The sequence below is a fragment of the Nocardia sp. NPDC058705 genome (assembly GCF_042749305.1).
Lineage (GTDB): Bacteria > Actinomycetota > Actinomycetes > Mycobacteriales > Mycobacteriaceae > Nocardia.
Genome location: NZ_JBHYRN010000047.1, coordinates 1 through 19,735 on the forward strand (window position 1 = coordinate 1; position 19,735 = coordinate 19,735).

Genomic DNA, 19,735 nt, shown 5'->3' on the forward strand with positions numbered 1-19,735 from the left:
GCTGGAGGCTTCGCCTCGGACGCAACGGCGGCTAACTCGCGGCCGGGCCGCTACCGCCGCTGCGCGGCGGGCCCTCCCTAGGGGTCGGGTGTGGGGGCTGGGAGTGCGGACATGGCGGGTTCGGGGTGTGCGGTGTGGTGGGGTGCGGGCTTCGGAGGTGTGGTGTGGTGTGGTGTGGGGTGGGGGGTTTGGGGTGTGGTTTACACCAGGCGGGATCGTAGGGCCGCGCGGAGGTCGCTGGTTAGGCCGACGGTGGTGAAGTAGTTTTCGGTGTTGCCGTAGGTTTCTTGGACGCTGGCGTCGGCGGTGCGTAGGTATTCCTCGCGGACGCCGAGGAGGTCATCCGAGAGGGCGTCGCCGTTGCCGATCTTTGGTTCGAGGAGTCGGCGTAGGGGTTCGACGGCTGCGTTGCTGGCGAGGAAGTCGGTGTAGACGTCTTCTTCGGTGACGCCGACTGCGCGGAGCAGGGTGGCTACTGCCCAGCCGGTGCGGTCCTTGCCTGCGGCGCAGTGGACCAGGACGGCGCCGTCGGCGCGGACGATCGAGCCTGCCAGTTCGGCGATCGCGGTGTGGGCTTCGGGCAGGGTCGGGAAGGCTCGGTAGACCTCGATCATGTGGGCGAAGGCGGAGACGGTCTTCGCCTCGTGCGGGGGTGCCTCTTCCATGCGCGAATCGAACGGTGTGACGTGCAGGCGGACGTCGTCGGGGAGGGTGTCGTGGCCGATGTGGTCGATCTCGACGATGCCGCGCAGATCGTGCACGTCGGTGACGCCCCATTCACGCAAGGTGGCGTGGCCTTTGTCGTCCAGGCCGCTCAATTGGGCCGAGCGCAGCAGCACGCCGGGGCGCACCGTGGTGCCGTCGGCGGTGCGCAGGCCGCCCACATCGCGGAAATTGAAGGTGCCGCTGAGAGCGAACTGGTCGGCGGGAGGCGAGAGAGTCACCCGACCAGGTTATCGGCGGTTCCGGTGCCGCCGCGCCCGAGTTCGCGGATCGGTCATCGGATGTGTCGCGTCCGTTCCCAGGGGTGCCACTGTGCCGTCGCCCACACCGAGCGAGCCTCGCCATGGCCCACTTGTACAATTGACCAGATGCGCGGATTCCGGCGCGGGGGTGCTGGATATCCAGGGATGCGAAAAATTGAGGCCGTATGGTCGGTTTTACAAAAGGTCGCATTCGGATAACAAAACAATCTTTCAGTCTGAAAAGGATGGCTGAACCAGTTCGTGAATCCTGAAAACCTTCTAAGATCGAGCTCGGTGACCACCAAGCTCGCATCGCCGCGGGCAGCGATATTTGTTGCCGAGGAGTCGTCGTTGAGCACCAGTCGTGAACTAACCGAAATTTCGCTACGGCCCGCTGTGTGTGATGCCGTCGAACAAGCTGCCGCCAGTTCGGACGCCACCGGTGTTCGGGCGCTGCGGGTGTTCTTACATGCTGGGCTCAGCACTTACTGGCCGCTGGTGAAGGCCGCGCCCGCTCGACGAATAGCCGCCTACGAAGCCGCGTTGCAGACCCTGCGGCAGCGGTGGACGCCCTCGGGTGAGACCGTCGGCGATCCGACCGCGGTCGCGATGTTCCGCGAGATGGACAACGAAGCCGCCGACTTCCTCGGGATGTGCGCGCGTCTGTCCGGCACGCAGTGGCTCGAACCGGTCGATTCGGTCGCGGGCTACCTCGTTTCGGTGTTCCACGGCGCGGTGCTGCGCTGGCTCGCCGACGGCAACGACGAGACCATTCTCGTGGTGATCGACGACCTGGTCGGCTGCCTGACGCTGAAGGCCGTCGAAAGCTGATCCCGCGATGCTGGACGATTGACCAAATAGGTGGTTCAGTAGACGGGTGACCCAGATGACATCGCTGCACCATCTGCACGCGGCGACCGCGGAGCTCGACCCGCCGCTGGCCGCCGTCGACCTGACCTCGCTCGATCGCAATGCCGCCGACCTGGTCCGGCGAGCGAACGGCATCGCGGTGCGGGTGGCCAGCAAGTCGGTGCGCTGTCGCGCCGTGCTCGAGCGCGTGCTCGGCGATGGCCTCACCGCCCGCGACGGCTTCGCCGGGATCATGGCGTACTCGTTGCGCGAGGCCATCTGGCTGGTCCGCCTCGGCGCTCGCGATGTCCTGCTCGGCTACCCGGTCCTCGATCGGGCCGCCCTGGCCGAGCTCGCCGCCGCGCCCACCCTGCTCGACGCGATCACGCTGATGATCGACGATGTCGCCCAGCTCGAACTCATCCGCGCCGCGCTCGGCACCGATCTGGCCCACCCGCGCGTCTGCCTCGATGTCGACGCCGCGTTGCGGATCGGTCCGCTGCATCTGGGCGCCCGCCGCTCGCCCGTGCGTACTCCCGAAGAGGCCGCCGAGTTGGCCGCCGAGGCATTGCGACGCGGATTCAATGTGGTCGGTGTAATGACTTATGAGTCGCAGATTGCCGGTCTGCCCGACAGTAATCCCGCGGTCCGGGTGGTGAAACGCCTGTCCGCCATCGAAATCGGACGCCGACGCACCCGGGTACTCGACGCGGTCCGCGCGGTGGCAGGCGAACTGGAGATCGTCAACAGTGGCGGCACCGGTTCGATCGAGGTCTCGATCAGCGACCCCGACGTCACCGAGGTGACCGCGGGTTCGGGCCTCTACGTGCCCACCCTGTTCGACCACTACCGCTCGTTCACGCCCCGTCCAGCGCTGTTCTTCGCCACTCCGGTCCTGCGCAAACCCGCCCCCACCATCGCGACCGTCTTCGCGGGCGGCTATATCGCCTCGGGTCCAGCCGGCCCCAGCCGCGTGCCGGTTCCCGTGTGGCCTGCCGGGCTGAAACTGCTCGGCTCCGAAGGTGCGGGCGAGGTCCAGACACCACTGGCGGGTGGCGCGGAACTCGAGATCGGCGACCGCGTCTGGTTCCGTCACGCCAAGGCGGGCGAGCTGTGCGAACGCTTCGCCGAGATCCACCTGGTCGACGAATCCGGCTCACGCACAACGGTTCCCACCTACCGTGGCGAAGGGCAGTGCTTCGGCTGAGACCGTACGGCTCGGCAGCACGAACTGCTCAGCGCGGCTACGCGAACTACTCGGCAGGGTTGCGCGCCTGCCTTGGTGCGGCTGCGCGACTGGCTCGGCGGGGTTTGCGCGAACGACTCAGCGCAGTAGCGCGATGACCTCGTCGTCCTCGAGCTGATGAAAGTCGTCATAGGCCATGCCGACTCCACCGAGGTCGGCAGGCGTCCACAGGCAGACGAGCTCATCGCACTCCCGCTCCACCCGCGCGGCCGCCTCGGGCGAGGACACCGGCATCGCCACCACCAGCCGCTCCGGCTGCTGCGCCCGAGCCACCCGGCACGCGGCCACCACCGTCGCCCCGGTCGCCATCCCGTCGTCGACGATCACCACCGTGCGCTTCGCCAGGGGAATAGCCGCGCCGGTGCGCAGGATCGACTGCCGACGACGGAGTTCGGCACGCTCGGCCTGTTCCACCTCGTCGAACGCCTCGGCGGTGACCCCACTGCGCTCGACGACGTCACGATTGAGCACCAGAAGCCCGCTCTCCCCGAGCGCCCCCATCGCCAACTCCGGCTGCCACGGCAACCCCAGCTTGCGCACCAGCAGCACATCGAGTTCCCCGCCGATCGCCGCGCTCACCGCCGCCGCCACCGGCACACCCCCGCGTGGCAGCCCGAGCACCAGCGGACGGGTGGTCCGCAGGTGTTCGAGGGCCGTGCCGAGGGCGCGGCCCGCCGCTGCGCGATCCGGGTAGACCATCGCCTCGAACGCTACTCCGGTGCGGGATCAGCGGAAATGGTGAAGCGGCGCAGCGACAGGCTGGGATTGGCGGCCCGCACCTTCGCCAGGTGCGCCGGATCCACCGTCGCGGTGAGCACGCCCGGCTCGTCGCCGAGTTCGGCCAGCACCGTTCCCGCCGGATCCACGATCATCGACGCGCCGGCCCCGCGCGGTGCGCACTGATCGGCCGCCGCCACGTACACGGTGTTCTCGATGGCGCGCGCCCGCAGCAGCGTCGTCCACTGATCGACCTTGGCGGGCCCCGGAATCCATTGCGCCGGCAGCAGCAGCACGTGTGCGCCCGCCGCCGCGACACGCCGACAACCCTCCGGAAATCGCAGATCGAAACACGTCTGCATGCCGAATATCACACCGTCGACAGTGAATGTGGCAGGCGCGACGATCGGTCCGGCGGCCACCACATCCGATTCCAGATGCCCGAACGCGTCGTACAAATGCACCTTTCGATACAGCGCCACCCGCGCGCCGTCGGGACCGTGCGCGACGAGCGTATTGCTGATCCGGGTGGCGCCCGGCGCGGGCAACTCCACCATTCCGGCTACCAGGAACACTCCGAATTCGGCTGCGAGCGCGGCGAGTCCGGTGGTGAAAGGACCGTCGAGCGGCTGCGCGACGGCCACGACACGCTCATCCAATCGTGTCACGGCAAACATCGAGTATTCCGGTGCCACCACCACCCGAGCGCCCGCGTCGGCCGCCGTCCGCACGTGTTCGCGCAGGGTCGACAAATTCGTGTCGGGGTCGGTTTCGGGCGCGAATTGGACCACCGCGATCGGCACCGTCACCGGCTCGAGTTCCTGATGTGTTGACCCGTTCTGCAGTTGCATAGGTCTCACCGTATTCACCTGGTGGTTGGGGCAGCTACCTCCAGGCAGTAAACTGGTGGTCAATGAACACAAATGAGGTCGACAGCGTTCCTGCCGACAACGACAGGAACGACACCGGCCCGACTTTCGCCGATCTCGGGATCGATGACCGCGTACTGCGGGCCATCGCCGATGTGGGCTACGAGTCGCCGTCCCCGATTCAGGCGGCGACGATTCCCCCACTGCTCTCCGGCGCCGACGTGGTCGGCCTCGCCCAGACGGGCACCGGTAAGACCGCCGCATTCGCGATCCCGATTCTGATGAACCTGGACACCGCGCAGAAGAAGCCGAGCGCTCTGGTGCTCGCGCCGACTCGTGAGCTCGCGATCCAGGTCGCCGAGGCCTTCGGCAAGTACTCCTCGCACATCCCCGGCCTGCACGTGCTGCCGATCTACGGCGGGCAGAGCTACGGCGTGCAGCTGTCGGGTCTGCGCCGCGGCGCGCACGTGGTGGTCGGTACGCCCGGTCGCGTGATCGATCACCTGGAGAAGGGCACGCTCGATCTCTCCGAGCTGCGCTACCTGGTGCTCGACGAGGCCGACGAGATGCTCAAGATGGGCTTCCAGGAAGACGTCGAGCGCATCCTGCGCGACACCCCCAAGGACAAGCAGGTCGCGCTGTTCTCGGCCACCATGCCGGGCGTGATCCGCAAGATCTCCAAGCAGTACCTCAACGACCCGGTCGAGATCACGGTCAAGTCCACGACTCAGACCAGCTCCAACATCACCCAGCGCTACGTGCAGGTGTCGCATCAGCGCAAGCTCGATGCCCTGACGCGCGTGCTCGAGGTCGAAGCCTTCGAGGCGATGATCATCTTCGTGCGCACCAAGCAGGCCACCGAGGAGCTGGCCGAGAAGTTGCGCTCGCGTGGTTTCTCCGCCGCCGCGATCAACGGCGACATCGCGCAGAACCAGCGTGAACGCACCATCGGGCAGCTGAAGTCGGGTGGCATCGACATCCTCGTCGCCACCGACGTGGCCGCGCGTGGTCTCGATGTCGACCGCATCTCGCACGTGGTCAACTACGACATCCCGCACGACACCGAGTCCTACGTGCACCGCATCGGCCGCACCGGCCGCGCGGGCCGTTCGGGTGAGGCGCTGCTGTTCGTGGCCCCGCGTGAGCGGCACCTGCTCAAGTCGATCGAGCGGGCCACCAAGAGCGCGCTCACCGAGATGCAGCTGCCGTCGGTCGACGACGTCAACGCGACCCGTGCCTCGAAGTTCGGTGACTCGATCACCGAGAACCTCGCCTCGGACAACATCGCGCTGTTCCGCAAGCTGATCGAGGACTACGAGGCCGAGCACAACACCCCGCTCGCCGACATCGCCGCGGCACTGGCCGTTGCCGGCTACGACGGTGACAACTTCTTCATGTCGCCCGAGCCGGAGCCCGCGCCGCGTCGCGAGCGTGACTTCGATCGCGACCGTGAGCGTGCCCCGCGCCGCTACGACGACGAGGACCGTGCTCCGCGTCCGCCGTCGTTCAACCGGGAGAACGGCGAAGAACTCGCCACCTACCGGATCAGCGTGGGCAAGCGCCACCGGGTGGTGCCGGGCGCGATCGTCGGCGCCATCGCCAATGAGGGCGGCCTGCGTCGCAGCGACTTCGGCCACATCAGCATCCGGCCCGACTACAGCCTCGTCGAGCTGCCCGCCAACCTGCCCAACGAAACGCTGGAAGCTCTGCGGCGCACCAGGATCAGCGGTGTGCTGATCCAGCTGACGCCCGACCAGGGCGCACCGGCGCAACGGCTGAACGCTCGTGGCCCGCGCCGCGATCGTGAGGCGCGTCCGCGCACCGAACGGCGCAAGCCGCGCACCTGAGCCTCGCTCGTGTGCACCAAGGTCGTGGGCGGCGCCTTCGCGCCGTTCGCGGGTAGTGTGCTGGTCTTTCGCAACGCTGGTTAAGGTGTTGGGCGTCGGGTGTGCGTGAACACAGGAGGGCCGCGCTTGTTCGTGTCGGGTGATCGGGTGGTCGGTGCCGTCGGCGATCTCGCGCGCGCGGCGAACTGTGAGTTCGCGGTGCTGCGTGGCATCGACGCCGCCCTCGGCAACCTGCCCGGGGTGCCCGACACCACTGCGCTCGTGCGTTCAGCCGAACCTTCCGCCGAACTGCTCGCGCACTTCGGTGAGCGGCTGGTTCGGATTCCGTCGGCCGAAGTGGTCGGTGGGGATGCGTCGGCCCGGATCGCGGCGCTCACGGCTGCCGCTGACGCGACCGCGCAAGCACTGCGTGCCGGTGCGGAGGCGATTCACGGTGCGGTGTTCTTCGATGGCCGATTCGCCTGCGGTGCAGAACTATTGGTCCGCTCTGCCGACCTTGCTGGTGGTGCGCCCGCTGTGGGCGAATCAGGCGGCGCTGTCGAGCGCTTGCGCGATGTCGACATCGCATCAGGCTGTGCTGCTGGCGAGCAATCGCACGGTGTCGCTACAGAATCAGGCCGTGCCGTCGGCGAGCAATCTCGTGTCGGCATGGAGTCGGGCCGTGCCGTCGGCGAGCAATCACGCGGTCCTGACAGGGAATCAGGGCTTGCCGGTGGCGAATTGCGCTACACGCTGCACGGCGGTGTCGGCCGGGTAGTGGTCGGCGTGCCCGCGTCATTGCAGCGTGGGGTGGTCGCGCAGGTGTGGACGGCGGGGGTCGACTCGGCGTCGGTGGTCGGACAAGCTGCGAGTCCTGGGGCGGTGCTGTCGAATTCGGACGTCTCGGGCTGGTCGCGTGCCGTCGATTCAGTGCCGGAGGCAGGGTCTGCCGGCGGCGAGACCAGCGGGTTCGACGGGTCGGCGACGGTTTCTCCGGCTGATGGCCGAGTGCTGCGGCGCGAACTGGCTGCTGGGCGGACGCCTTTCGAGCGCGTCGCGGCCTCGGTGCAAACGGTCAAGGTCGACTCTGCACGTGAAATGCTGTGTGCTCGGCTCGAATTCGCGGCATGTGCGCAGGCGCTTGCCGACGCGGGTGTTGGCGTCGATCCCTCGGCCTATCTGTGGACTACCAAAGGCGTGCGGCGGGTGGCGACACACGAGTTGGCGCCGGTGTATTCGGCGCGGCGGGCTCGGGTGGAGCTGATCATCGAGGACAAGCTGGCGGAATTGCTGCCGGTGCAGTGGGGTGATCCCCGCTATCTGGCGTGCGGTCGGTGCCCCACGTGCCGTGCGGCCGCGGCGAATGCGCGAGACCTGTTGTTGGTCGCGGGAATCCGCGCCACGCAGCGGGCCAGGCTGCGCGAAGCAGGCGTGCTCACCATCGACCGCCTGGCCACCTCCGACACCCCGGTCCCCGGTCTCGCCCCCCGCACTCTCGCGGCCCTGCGCAAACAAGCCGACATCCAACTCGTCCGCGAACGCACCGGCCGCCCCGCCTACCTCCTCCGCGACGCCACCGCCCTCGGGGCCCTACCCGCCCCACGCCCCGGCGACCTCGCCCTCGTCATCGACCTGGACCGCCACGGCGCCATCACCGGCCTCGAACTAGCCGACGCCACCACCATCGTCTTCCGCCCGGTCATCGCCGGCATCGCGCAGGCGAGCACCGTCGGCAATCGAACCGTCCCGGTCGGCCCGAGGGACACGAACGCCGTGGTCTTCGGGCCCGGCGGCGTCGAACCCGCGAACCCGGCCGGTTATCCGCGCGCCGACTCGTCGGGTGCGGGTGCTGTCGGACGAATGGACGATGGCCGCACCGCCCACGGTCGCGCGGGCGGTGGTGTCGATCCCGCAGAGGCTGACACCGTCGCTTTCGCGCGCATAGTTACCGGTGAATCGGTGACCGATCCGCGCCCGGGTGGTACCCGTGGCCCTGGTCATTCTGTAGTCGGTGGGGCGATCGGTTCTCTGCCGGGGGCAAGCGAAGGTCGCACGGCCGGTCCGGGCGAGTCGGACCCGGTGAATGCGGGCGGTGGCGCAAGCGGTTTTCGGTCGGATGCAAGCGCAGGTGTCGGAGAGTTCGACGCGGTGACCGTGGGGGGTGGTGCCCCGTCGGCGCAGGGCGTGCTCGAGGAATTGCTGGAGATCATCGCCGAGCATCGGGCGGCGGATCCGAATGTGCGTGTGTACCACTATGGTTCGGATGTGCGGACGGCGCTGCTCGACGGTGCGGGGCAGCTCGGGACCGGGGCTGATCTGCTGGACGAACTCCTGGCTGATCGCGCGCTGGTGGATCTCGCGCCGATCGTGCGCACCGCGCTGCTGATCGGTGAACAGTCCTATGACGCAGCGGGACTCGCCGCGTTGCTGCCCGATACGCCGGGGCGTGCGGCGACGGTGCTCGGTATCCGGGACTGGTTGCTCGATCGTGCGGCCGAGGCGGGAATCGCGGTGCCGGGCAACGGGTTCGTCGTCGCGGAATCCGATGTGCCGCCCTCGCTGCACCCCGGCTCGCTGGAAGCGGCGCTGAGCGAGTTCGCCGCCGACGCGCAAGGAGATTCGGCCCGCGCTGCCGCCCTGACGGCCGCGGTGCTCGGCTATCACCGGCGCGAACGCCAGCCCCGTTGGTGGGCCCATATCGATCGCCTCGGTCATCCCGTCGGCGAGTGGGCCGACGCGCCGGGCGTGCTCGTCGTGGAGTGGGGCACCGTCGACACCAAATGGCATCGCACACCGCAACTTCCGACGATGCGCCGTTATCTCACACTCACCGGCAGGTTGGGCACGGGCGCCACGCTCACCCCCGGTACCCAGATGGTCACGATCTACGACGGTGCCGCCGCGGCGGGCATGACCCAGACGCTCGGCCGTCGCGCCACCGCCACCGCTACGGTGCTCGGTTGCGCCGTCGACGCGAACTTCGACGACACGGTGCGACTGGAGGAACTGCTCCCGGCGGGCTGCCCGCCCTACGACGACCTACCCGCCGCGATCGCCCCCGGGCCGCCCGAGGGAGAAGCCGAAATCGAGGCCGCCCTCGAGCACACCGCCCAGGACCTGCTGATGAGCCTGCCGTGGGTGCCGGAGAACGCGGTCTACGACCTGCTGTTGCGCCGGGCGCCACGACTGCGCGACGGGATGGCGCTGCCGCAGCCCCACGACGACCTCGGCGCCGTCCTGGCCCACGCGGTCGGTGCGCTGGACGCCTCCTACCTGGCTGTGCACGGCCCACCCGGCACCGGCAAGACAGGGATCACCGGGCGTGCGCTCGAGCGCCTGGTCACCCGGCACAAGTGGCGGATCGGCGTGGTCGCGCAATCGCACGCGGTGATCGAGCGGATCTTCGACGCGGTGGTCGAAGCAGGTCTGCTGCCCGAACTCGTGGCGAAGAAGGACGTTGCGTCGGTCGGTCCGGAATGGTCGGCGATCGATGCCACACGGTATCCACGCTTCCTCGACAACGCTGTGAACGGGTGTGTAATCGGTGGCACCACAGCTGATTTCGTCGATGACCGACTGATCGCTCCCGGTGCGCTCGACCTGTTGGTGATCGCCGACGCGGGTGAATGCTCACTGGCCGACACCGTTGCGGTCGCGGTGAGTGCGCGTAACCTGCTGCTCATCGGCGATCCGGTGCCGGCCAGGTCGCAGGCGAAACATCCGGAACCGGTGCAGGTTTCGGTGTTGGAGTGGCTGTGCGAGGGCGCGGCGACCTTACCCGTCGAGCGCGGCTATTTCCTCGACCGCACGTGGCGAATGCATCCCGCGATCTGTGAACCGGTGTCGGCGAGCTGCTATGACGGGCGGCTGCGGGCGGATGAAGCGATCACGCTGACAAGGGATTTGGCGGGTATCGCACCCGGGGTGAGCACGGTGCTGGTCGAGCATCGTGGCAGCGCCACGGAATCGGATGCGGAGGCGCGTGAAGTGGTGCGGCAGGTGCGGGTCCTGCTCGGTGAGACCTGGACCTCCGATGGGGGAACTCGCAAACTGCATCCGCACGACATCGTTGTCGTCGCGCCCTACGCGGCGCAGGTGGCGCGGATTCGAACGTTGCTGGCGCGGGCCAAGATCGAGGATGTGCTCGTGGGGACGCCTGATCGGTTCCGGGGGCGCGAAGCCGCGGTTGTGCTGCTATCGATGACTACGTCGACGCCTGCTGACGCCCCGTTCGGTATGCGACCGCTGTTGTCGCGCACCGTCATTCACGCCACGCTGTGCCGGGCCATGTGGAAGGCCATTGTCATTCGGTCGCCGCTGCTCACTGAGTATCTTCCTGACACTGAGGAAGAGCTGGCTGATCTGGCGGGGTTTCTGCAGCTCGGGTAGTCGCTTCAGACGCTGCGGAGTAGGCGGCGTAGCCATTCGACGGCGGAGTCGGGGGTGGCGGGGGTGATGTCTATGTGGCGGCTGGCGTGGACCAGGTAGCGGCCGTCGCCGGGGAGGTCGATCCAGGACAGCACGCCTGCGGGTTCGGGGTCGGTGCCTGCGGCTACGAGGATCTGGCCGATGCCGGTGCGGGGGCGTTGGAGGAGGCGGCGGATGCGGGCGGCGTCGGAGGGGCCTGCTACGGGGGCGGTGACCAGGTCGCGGCTGTCTTCTTCGACGCGGGTTGCGGGGGCGGTGATGCGTGGGACCAGGCCGGGGGGTTGCGAGGGGAGTCGGGAGAATATTTGGGCGGCAAGGCGTTTCGTGCTTCCCACCTGGACGTGGACGGAGCCGCCGCGGTCGGGTGCGGTGCCGGGGTCCTGTACCGCGAGGACCGCGACGTCGGTGGTAACGGCGCCGAGCATCCGCACGGGGGCGGGCGCGTGGCCGCAGACCTCGACCCGGATCTCCGGCTTCGCCAGTACTCGCAGGGCGGCCGCGAGGTCGGCGTCGAGGGTGCGGTCGCACCAGGCGTCGAGCGCGGGTTGCTGGGCGGCGCGCTCGACGGTGTCGCGCGCGGACGCACGGACGGCGAGCGGATAGGGGATCCGGTCGCCGTCGGTGCGGGCCCAGGTCAGCGCGAACTGGTCCGGGGTGAAATGCCAGTTCACTCCCGTTCGGTCCACTCACCGAGCACGGCGGGACTGGTCGGCTCCATCTTCCCGATCAGCGCATTCACCTCGTCCGCGGGCTCGAGGTAGGTCGGTTCGTCCTCGAGGTACCGCAGGAACTCGTCGTCCTCGTCCTCGGGCTCCTCCGCCTGCGGGGCAGGCCGCGGACCGTTGGACGGCCGCGTCTGATCGGCGGCAGCGATCGCCCCGCCCATCATGCCGCCGATGGCACCCGCACCCATCCCCGCCGCGGCTTCACCGCCGGTCACCGTGGCGTCACGCTCCACCCGTCCCTCGCTCGCGGGCTCGGTCGAGGCGGTGTTCTCCTGACCGGCGGCAGCGGAAGTGTTGCCCACGCCGGTGTCGGTCGCCGGACTGCCTGCCGCGGCCGCGCTTGTCGTCGCGGAACTGGTCTGCTTCTGTTCGTCTTTGGCCGCGGGGCGGGGTCGGCTGCCCGTGTGGAGTGCGCCAGGGGAGGTTGCGGTTGTCGATGCCGGGGTGGTGGCGCCGGCGCTGGTCAACGGCTGGCCCGGGGCCGACGTCGCGGCGGGAGCCGTAGTCGCGGGGGGTGTCGCGTTGGCGGAAACGCCAGGGGCCGTGGCTTTTCCGACGGCCGCGGATGCACCGCTGCTCGGGACGGTCGTGCCCGCGCCGGCGATCGCCGAGGATCCGGCGGGCACGGTGGCAGCGGGCGTGGTCGCCGGTGCGGCTACCGAGGCGATGGCGGTGGACGCGGTCGACTGCGGAGTTCCAGCAGACGGCACGGTGCCCGACGGAGCCGCACCGGCAGCGACAGTTCCTGTCTCCGTGGCGATTCCGGTGAAAGCGGGCACCCCCGACCCGGTCGGCAGGAAGGCTCCGGCGTAGATGGTCTCCATCGCCTGCACCGCATCGAGACGGGCGTTCTCGGCCGCACGCGCGATCGTGGCATTGTTGGCGGCCTGCTCGGAGTCGAGCAGTGCGGCAGACGGATCAGGCTGTGCCTCAGCGGGTTCGGCAACAGCAGCGCGAACGGACTCCGCCGCGTCACTGGCTTGGCTCAGCCGCACCCCGACCGCGGTCAACACATCAGCGATCCGCCGACCCGCCTGCTCGAAGTCGCGCACGGCATCCGAGGCCTGCTGGGCGGCCGCACCACGCCAGCCGTCGGCGATCGCGGCACGGATCTCACCGTGCGCGATCTCCACCCCGTCGCCGAGGCCGGTGGCGGTGGTCAGGAATGTCTCACCAGCACTCGACAATGCCGCCGGATCGAGTTGCCTTACCGCATTGTGGATTTCGGCGTGGGAGAGGTTGTCGAAGACTTCGACGACGGACACGAAGTCCGCATCGGTACGTCCGGAAAGACTACGCATCGCCGCCACCGCCAGGTACCTCGATCGCGGCAACCGCGCCCGCCAGTACCTGATCCTGCTCGCGGTAGTTCGCCCCGGCGGCGCGGAACACCGCGGCCAGTTCGCGCGCGGTGCTCGCGTAGGCACGCAGTTCGTCGAGCGCCGCGATCGCCTTGGTCTCGAAGCCGGTGCGCAGTGCACCGCCCGAGGCAAGCCCGCCGAAACCGGGAATGACCGCAGTCTGGCTCAGCGCGAGCACCTGGGCGTCGACTTCCTCGGCAAGCCGCTCGTAGCGCAGCGCGCACCGTTCGGGCGCGCCGTCGGCGACGAGCACCCCGTCGATCCACAGCCCACCTTCGTCCACGGCTTGGCCGAGGGCCGCCGTATTCGGCAGCCCCGTTCGATTCGGTTGCACCGGTTCCCCCTTCGTCGTTCATCGCACCGCGGCGAGTACCCACTCCGCGATATCGGCCGCCACGCGGTGCTGCACCGGTTCGTGCAACAGGTCGTGTCCGGCGTCGGCGTACTCGCGCAAATCTACCGATCGGTGCCGCTGTGTCCATAGCCGGATTACATCGATGGGTGCCCGCCGGTCGTCCACACCGTGCACCGCGAGGGCAGCAAGACCGGGATCGACGGCGATGTCGGCGGCCCGGCGCGGGGTGCCGCAGACGATGAGTCCGGCCAGGTCAGAAGGATTTTCGCGCGCGAAGTTCAGCGCGGTCACCGCGCCGAGCGAGTGCCCCATCAGCACCGGCGCGTCCGGCTGATCGGCCCGGACGAGTTCGAGAAATCCCCGCGCGTCGGCGGTCAGCTCGTCGATGGTGCCCGGCGCGTCGGGATCGCCTTCGCTCAGTCCCTGCCCCGAGGTGTCCAGCGTCCACAACTCGATCCCCGCGGGCAGCAGCGCCGCGGCGAACCGGTGGTAGTGCCCGCTGTGCTGACCGGTTCCCGGCAGCAGCGCCACCCGCGCCGCGGGTCGGTCGACGGACCATCGACGGCAGTGCAGTCGTCCGCGTTCGGTGTCGAGGAAGGGCACCGGTCGATTATCGCCCGAATGAATTGTCATGGGAGACAGTACGAGTAGGTGATACGCCGTGATCGCAACCGCAGGTGACATGTGTTGCCCACGGCGGGCCCCGCAGCCGTTAGACTTCGCGCGTCGAACCGATCAACAGAGTCGAGGGTTGCAGATGTTGTCGTTGCGCCGTGGCGTCGTCCGTGTTGTGGTCGGTGCGGCTGTCGTGAGCTGCGCCTCGCTCGGTTCCGGCGCCGTCGCGGGGGCCGCGCCGCTGGCGTCGTGCGGTCCGGCTCGCCAGGATGTCGCGATCCGGTCGAGTATGCCGCTGCTGGACTGGTCGGAGAATTTCGGCATCGACGCCAAGGGTGACCTGTGGGTTTCCCGGGTCATGCGCGGCGAGATACAGCGCTATGACCGTGAAGGTCGACTGACCGCCACCGTCGCCGTGCCCTCGCCCGGCGCGGTACGGCTCGGACCCGACGGGCTGCTCTACGTGGTCACCGGTAACTCATGGCTGGCTGGTTCCGGCGGCATCGTCCGCTTCGACCCCGCATCCGCGAACCCCACCCCCGTCTCCTTCGCGTCCGGGTTCCTGCACCCGAACGGCGCGGCGTTCGACGTCGACGGCAACCTGTATGTGACAGCCGCCGACGGCCTGCACCGCTTGCGCAGCGACGGCAGCGAAGACATGGACTGGTGGTCGGCCGTCAGCATCGACGGACCCAACGGTATTGCGGTGTCGGGTGATTCGGTCTACGTCACCGCGAATTTCATCGATAGCGAAGGCCCGGTCGGTCGGGTACTGCGACTGTCGCGCACCAACCCGGGCGCTCCGACGACCATCGCCGACTTGACCTCGGTCGGCGCACTGCCCGATTTCGTCGACGACCTGGTCGTGCGCGACGGCGCCCTCTACGTCACCACGCTGGCCGGGCACCTCGTCCGCGTCAACCCGACCACCGGCACCGCCTGCACCATCGTCGCCACCACGCCGCTGACCGCCGTCGTCGCCGACCCGGCCGACCCGTCAGCACTGCTCGCCGGGTCCGAAGAAGGCGCAGTCCTGCGCATCCGGCCGATCAGCTGAGTTCCGCAGTGGCCCACTGGGTCGGCAGACCGGCGTAATCGTACAAAACGTCGCTCGAAAATCAGTTTTCTGATTGATCGGCGACGAATTGCACGATTACGCCAGTCCATCTCGTTCTACGCAGCCGCGTCCGTCCGCCGACGCGGCTCGCCCGCCCGGGACCGGCAAATATCCGCTCGGTGAATCAGCCGCCGACGTTGGTCGCTGCCGGCGGAGCCGGGGGAGCGGACGTGGGGGCAGGCTGCGGCGTTTCGGCCGGCGCCGGAGCGGCGGGGGCCTGTGATGTCGGTGTGCCAGAGGCGGATTCGCCCGAGCCAGGGTTCACGGCCTCCGGTTCCGGCGCGGGCGGAGCCGGGGGAGCTTCGGGGACCGCGACCGGCAGATCGGGCACGACGAACGTGCCGACGGTCGGCGTCATCACGCAGCGCGCGCCCGCGTAGTCGATGGTTCCCCACATGGAGGCGACCACCGTGCCCGCGCCGCTGTGCACGGTCTTCGACAGCGACGGCAGGTTGAATTCGGTCTGGTCGTCGAGGCCGACGATGCCGCTCTGACCATTGTTGACGTTGACCCAGGCGACATTCAGGCCCGAGGCCAGCGGGACACCGGTGTGGCGCGGGCTCGCGCTGAAGCGGATGTCGCCCGGCGTCAGGCTGGTTTCGGTGCGTGGGCCCGGTCCTTCGAACGAGGCCGCGGCGATGATCGTGGTGATCGGGCCGTTGCTGCCGCAGCCGAAGGTGGGGGCCGCGTAGGTGAAGGGGGTGAACTGCGTCGAGATGTCACGCAGGGTGTCGGCGCCGACGATTTTCGTGAAGCTGGCGATCGCACCGACACCGGCCTTCGTCGAGGCGTCCTCGCCCGCGAGGTGGGTGAGGTGGTTGATCGCGTCGTCCACCGGTGTCGCAGTCGCGCTCGGTGCCAGCAGCGCCAGCGCGCCGACACTCGCCGCGGTGATCGCCGCCGCTCTCCCTGCGATGGATCTGCCGTTCACCCGTAACTCCTCGGTGGATGCTCGTCGCCGGACAGCCCGGTTCGTCTTGGGAACGTACCAGTTCGTCGCGCGGGTCGCCGAGCCACCGGCGGCGTCGGGAGCGTCGCCGAGTGTGATGTAGTCGACATCGAGGATTACCGAAGGGTAGGTTTCTCTTCGACGCCTACGAGTGACTGGGAGACCCAATGAAGTTAGCCCTGTCCCCTGAAGAGGTCGCTTTCCGCGACGAGCTCCGGCATTTCTACACGACCGAGATCCCTGCCGACATTCGCGATCGGGTGAAGCACGGCGAGGATCTGTCCCGCGAGGACATCGTCACGGCGAACAAGATCCTCAACGACAACGGTCTGTGCGTGCCGAACTGGCCGGTGGCCTGGGGCGGCAAGGACTGGACGCCGATGCAGCGCCACCTGTGGCTCGACGAGATGCAGCTGGCCTCGGTGCCAGAGCCGCTCACGTTCAACGCCTCGATGGTCGGCCCGGTGATCGCGCAGTTCGGTTCCGAGGAACTCAAGCAGCGCTTCCTGCCGCCCACGGCCGCGCTCGACATCTGGTGGTGCCAAGGCTTTTCCGAGCCCGACGCGGGTTCGGACCTCGCCTCGCTGCGCACCACGGCGGTGCGCGACGGCGACTCCTACATCGTGAACGGTCAGAAGATCTGGACCACACTCGGCCAGTACGCCGACTGGATCTTCTGCCTCGTGCGCACCGACCCGAACGCGCCGAAGAAGCAGGCGGGCATCTCCTTCCTGCTCTTCGATGTGAAGTCGCCCGGTGTGACCATGCGCCCGATCAAGCTGATCGACGGCAGCTACGAGGTCAACGAGGTGTTCTTCGAGAACGTCCGGGTGCCCGCCGATCAGCTCGTCGGCGAGGAGAACCAGGGCTGGACCTACGCCAAGTACCTGCTCGGCAACGAGCGCACCTCCATCACCGGCGTCGGCAAGACCAAGGTCAAGCTCGGCCTGGCCAAGGACTACGCCCGCCAGACCAAGACCGGGCGCGGCACGCTGCTGGAAGACCCGGTGTTCGCGGCGCGGGTGGCCGAGCTGGAGAACGAACTGCTCGCCCTGGAACTCACCCAGCTGCGCGTGGTCTCCAACTCTGTTGCGGGCAAGCCGAATCCGGCCTCCTCGGTGCTGAAGTTGAAGGGCACCGAGTTGCAGCAGGCAGCCACCGAACTGCTCCTCGACATCGCCGGTGCCGACTCACTGCCCGTCGACGCCGCCGACATCGCCTCGCCCGCGTGGGCCCAGCACACCGGCCCCGGCTACCTGAACTACCGCAAGGTGACCATCTACGGAGGCTCGAGCGAGGTTCAGCGCTCGATCATTTCCTCCACGATCCTCGGATTGTGAGGTAGGAGACATGGAACTCGCACTGACCGAAGAACAGACCATGCTGCGCGACACCGTGCGCGAACTGCTGCACCGGTTCTACGACGGCGAAGCCCTCACCAAGGTCGGCGACACCGACCCCGGCTGGAACCGCACGGTATGGAAGCAGCTCGCCGATCTGGGCGTACTCGGGCTGACCATTCCGGAGGAGGACGGCGGCGTCGGCGCGGGACCGGTCGAGGCGATGCTGGTGCAGGAGGAACTCGGTCGAGCCCTCGCCAAGGAACCGGTGCTCGACTCGGTAGTGATCCCGGCCGAACTGTTGCGGCTGGCAGGCAGCGCCGAACAGCGTGCTCGCCTGTTGCCCGCGCTGTCCGAGGGCACCACGCTGCTCGCCTTCGCCCACACCGAACCCGGGATCCGGTGGCCCTCCACCGAGCTGACCACCACCGCCGTGGCCAACGGCGACAAATACGCGCTGACCGGCGTGAAGAATCCGGTGCGGCGAGGTGATGTGGCCGACGAGCTGATCGTGAGCGCGGCGCTGCCCGACGGCGGGACCGGACTGTTCCTGGTCGACCCGAATCAGGATGGCGTGCAACGGCGTTCGTACAGGACGTTCGACGGCCTTCGCGGCGCGCAGTTCGATCTCGACAAGGCCACCGGCGAACTGCTCGGTGACAACACCGACGCGGCCGCGCACATCGCGCAGACCCAGAACTACGCGCAGGCGGCACTGTGCGCGGAATCGGTGGGCGCGATGGAGGTCGCGCTCACGCTGACCACCGAATACCTCAAGACCCGCAAGCAGTTCGGGGTCACGCTGTCGAAGTTCCAGGTGCTCACCCAGCGGGCGGCGGACTGCTACGTCTCGCTGGAACTGGCCCGCAGCATGGGCCTCTACGCCACGGCCGCGCTGGCCGACGGCGGCAGCGATCCTGCGGTCGCGTCGCGGGCGCGGTTGCAGGTGGGTAAGTCGGCCGAGCACATAGGGCAGGAGGCGATCCAGATGCACGGCGGCATCGGCGTCACCGCGGAGTACCCGGTGAGCCACTATGTCGCGCGGTTGACCGCGATCGGGCAGACGCTCGGTGGGGCACTGGAACATCGGCGCGAGCTGGCCGATCGGATCGGCGACTACGACCTGGTCGAGTTGTAGTCAGTCGCCCTGAACAACGCTGGGCGGACATTTTCAGTCGCAACGGTCAGATTCTCGACCGTCGCACTGGAAAGTGTCCGTCCAGCGTGGTTTCAGTGGGCGGTTGCCGTGTCAGCCCTCGTAGGTGCGCGGGTTCTCGATGACCGTGGGACTCGGGTCGGTCGGGGTCGCGTTGTCCTGGGAGTGGGTGGGCTCCACCGTTTCCTCCTCGCTGACGTGCGGCGGGGTGACGGTGCGCGTCGGGATCGGCCGGGTGGTGAGCGGGGGCCGGGTAGTGGTGGTCGGCTCCTCCTCGGTGGTCACCGGCGGGCGAGGTGTCGTCTCGGCGGGCCGGGTTTCGGTGGTCGGCTCACCCGGCTGGTGATCGGGGGGCGATTCGCCCGGCGAGGGAGTCTCCGAGGGGGAGGTCTCGGTGGAGCTGAGGCTGAACGGTTTACGCGGCGACATGTACGGCGCGATCCGCCAGGTGGGTGACGGGGGAATCGGGATCTGCACCGTCGTCGACGTCGCTTCGTCGGCCACTCGCGCGGGAGCGGCGGCCAGATCCGCGCTCAACGGCGGCGCCGGCACGTAGACGTCCTGCTGTCCGATACCGCACGCACCGATGATGATCAGTCCGAGCGACACCGCGCCAACAGCGACTGCCGGACCTACGAACTTGGCCCTGCTGTTATCCATCGCCTGTTACTCCTCGTCGGCTTCGAGATCGCCTCACAGTAGTGCAGCTCGGTCGAATCGGTGCATTTTAAACGTTGCTGGTCCAGATATCGGATTGATCAATTCAGCGTGTCGTGGGGACGTGTCGCGCGCGTTCGGCGCCACCGAGTCGTAGCGTGTGTGAGCAAAGTTACGCATGAGACGCCCGGAATGAAACCCCTGTCGCGCGATGTCTGCGCTGTGCAAGTATCTGATCGGCGTCATCGAGGAGAATCTCATGGGAGCACTCTCGACACCCCGGCTGGACGCTTCGACATCTCAGCTGGACGCCACAGCGGCGAACACTGATTCGTCCGTCGGCGAGCAGGAATCGCCCGGCGCCTTCCCGGTCGTCGCGCGAATCATGGGCTGGCTGTTCTTCGTCGGCGGACTCGTCGGCGCGGGCCTCGGTATCGCGGGCCTGCACGTGGAGATCACCGTCGCCGGGCTGATCCTGGCCTGCACGGCTGGACTCATCCTATTGAAACTGCGCACCGATCGGGAAGCGCGCGAAACAAACTGAGACACCTCATAATTCG

The 19,735-nt window shown here is 68.3% G+C and carries 17 protein-coding genes; 8 read left to right on the forward strand and 9 right to left on the reverse strand.

Annotated features, from left to right (window positions below):
* Window positions 1–200: 200 nt before the first annotated feature.
* Complete coding sequence (locus ACFW6D_RS30890; protein WP_379333973.1) at window positions 201–944, reverse strand: tyrosine-protein phosphatase; 744 nt, start codon at window positions 942–944, stop codon at window positions 201–203.
* A gap of 372 nt (window positions 945–1,316) precedes the next feature.
* Here ACFW6D_RS30890 and ACFW6D_RS30895 point away from each other — a divergent pair, with 372 nt between their 5' ends.
* Both ACFW6D_RS30895 and ACFW6D_RS30900 read left to right on the forward strand, forming a co-directional pair.
* A complete protein-coding gene (locus ACFW6D_RS30895; RefSeq protein WP_379333975.1) occupies window positions 1,317–1,796 on the forward strand; it encodes a TetR family transcriptional regulator in 480 nt (159 codons plus the stop codon).
* 55 nt (window positions 1,797–1,851) lie between these two features.
* On the forward strand, window positions 1,852–3,021 hold the full coding sequence (locus ACFW6D_RS30900; RefSeq protein WP_379334013.1) for an alanine racemase: 1,170 nt from the start codon (window positions 1,852–1,854) through the stop codon (window positions 3,019–3,021).
* Between the two features lie 117 nt (window positions 3,022–3,138).
* Here the strand turns inward: ACFW6D_RS30900 and ACFW6D_RS30905 are convergent, their stop codons facing one another.
* Window positions 3,139–3,759, reverse strand: coding sequence for a phosphoribosyltransferase (locus tag ACFW6D_RS30905; protein WP_379333977.1), 621 nt, complete (start codon window positions 3,757–3,759; stop codon window positions 3,139–3,141).
* 11 nt (window positions 3,760–3,770) lie between these two features.
* Window positions 3,771–4,628 (reverse strand): carbon-nitrogen hydrolase family protein, encoded by an 858-nt coding sequence (locus ACFW6D_RS30910; RefSeq protein ID WP_379333979.1) that lies wholly within the window; start codon window positions 4,626–4,628, stop codon window positions 3,771–3,773.
* A gap of 62 nt (window positions 4,629–4,690) precedes the next feature.
* On the opposite strand from ACFW6D_RS30910, the gene ACFW6D_RS30915 reads away from it, so the two are divergent.
* Together ACFW6D_RS30915 and ACFW6D_RS30920 are read left to right on the forward strand one after the other, a co-directional pair.
* Entirely contained in the window at window positions 4,691–6,493 is a 1,803-nt protein-coding gene (locus ACFW6D_RS30915) for a DEAD/DEAH box helicase (RefSeq protein WP_379333981.1), read from the forward strand.
* Between the two features lie 132 nt (window positions 6,494–6,625).
* A complete protein-coding gene (locus ACFW6D_RS30920; protein ID WP_379334015.1) occupies window positions 6,626–10,861 on the forward strand; it encodes an AAA domain-containing protein in 4,236 nt (1,411 codons plus the stop codon).
* 5 nt (window positions 10,862–10,866) lie between these two features.
* Here the strand turns inward: ACFW6D_RS30920 and ACFW6D_RS30925 are convergent, their stop codons facing one another.
* From ACFW6D_RS30925 to ACFW6D_RS30940, 4 genes are read right to left on the reverse strand one after another with little or no spacing between them, the layout of a single operon-like run.
* Window positions 10,867–11,571, reverse strand: coding sequence for an ESX secretion-associated protein EspG (locus ACFW6D_RS30925; protein ID WP_379333983.1), 705 nt, complete (start codon window positions 11,569–11,571; stop codon window positions 10,867–10,869).
* Window positions 11,568–12,926, reverse strand: coding sequence for a WXG100 family type VII secretion target (locus ACFW6D_RS30930; RefSeq protein WP_379333985.1), 1,359 nt, complete (start codon window positions 12,924–12,926; stop codon window positions 11,568–11,570). The genes ACFW6D_RS30925 and ACFW6D_RS30930 overlap by 4 nt, the downstream gene beginning before the upstream one ends.
* Window positions 12,919–13,320: a hypothetical protein gene (locus tag ACFW6D_RS30935; protein WP_379333987.1), complete on the reverse strand. Its 402-nt coding sequence runs from the start codon at window positions 13,318–13,320 to the stop codon at window positions 12,919–12,921. The genes ACFW6D_RS30930 and ACFW6D_RS30935 overlap by 8 nt, the downstream gene beginning before the upstream one ends.
* Window positions 13,321–13,338: 18 nt before the next feature.
* Window positions 13,339–13,974, reverse strand: coding sequence for an alpha/beta hydrolase (locus ACFW6D_RS30940; RefSeq protein ID WP_379333989.1), 636 nt, complete (start codon window positions 13,972–13,974; stop codon window positions 13,339–13,341).
* Window positions 13,975–14,098: 124 nt separating this feature from the next.
* Between ACFW6D_RS30940 and ACFW6D_RS30945 the strand changes: the two genes are divergently transcribed.
* The gene (locus ACFW6D_RS30945) at window positions 14,099–15,013 is read left to right on the forward strand and encodes an SMP-30/gluconolactonase/LRE family protein (protein ID WP_379334017.1); all 915 of its coding nucleotides are present in this window, start codon (window positions 14,099–14,101) and stop codon (window positions 15,011–15,013) included.
* Between the two features lie 184 nt (window positions 15,014–15,197).
* On the opposite strand, the gene ACFW6D_RS30950 is transcribed toward ACFW6D_RS30945, so the two are convergent.
* Window positions 15,198–16,004: a hypothetical protein gene (locus ACFW6D_RS30950; protein WP_379333991.1), complete on the reverse strand. Its 807-nt coding sequence runs from the start codon at window positions 16,002–16,004 to the stop codon at window positions 15,198–15,200.
* 185 nt (window positions 16,005–16,189) lie between these two features.
* Here ACFW6D_RS30950 and ACFW6D_RS30955 point away from each other — a divergent pair, with 185 nt between their 5' ends.
* Window positions 16,190–17,362, forward strand: coding sequence for an acyl-CoA dehydrogenase family protein (locus ACFW6D_RS30955; protein ID WP_379333993.1), 1,173 nt, complete (start codon window positions 16,190–16,192; stop codon window positions 17,360–17,362).
* Window positions 17,363–17,372: 10 nt separating this feature from the next.
* Entirely contained in the window at window positions 17,373–18,500 is a 1,128-nt protein-coding gene (locus ACFW6D_RS30960) for an acyl-CoA dehydrogenase family protein (RefSeq protein WP_379333995.1), read from the forward strand.
* Between the two features lie 111 nt (window positions 18,501–18,611).
* Here ACFW6D_RS30960 and ACFW6D_RS30965 read toward each other — a convergent pair whose 3' ends face one another.
* Window positions 18,612–19,178 carry a hypothetical protein gene (locus ACFW6D_RS30965; protein WP_379333997.1) on the reverse strand — a complete coding sequence of 189 codons (567 nt, stop codon included), beginning with the start codon at window positions 19,176–19,178 and terminating at the stop codon, window positions 18,612–18,614.
* 256 nt (window positions 19,179–19,434) lie between these two features.
* On the opposite strand from ACFW6D_RS30965, the gene ACFW6D_RS30970 reads away from it, so the two are divergent.
* Window positions 19,435–19,719 carry a hypothetical protein gene (locus ACFW6D_RS30970; RefSeq protein WP_379333999.1) on the forward strand — a complete coding sequence of 95 codons (285 nt, stop codon included), beginning with the start codon at window positions 19,435–19,437 and terminating at the stop codon, window positions 19,717–19,719.
* The last annotated feature ends 16 nt before the right edge of the window (window positions 19,720–19,735 follow it).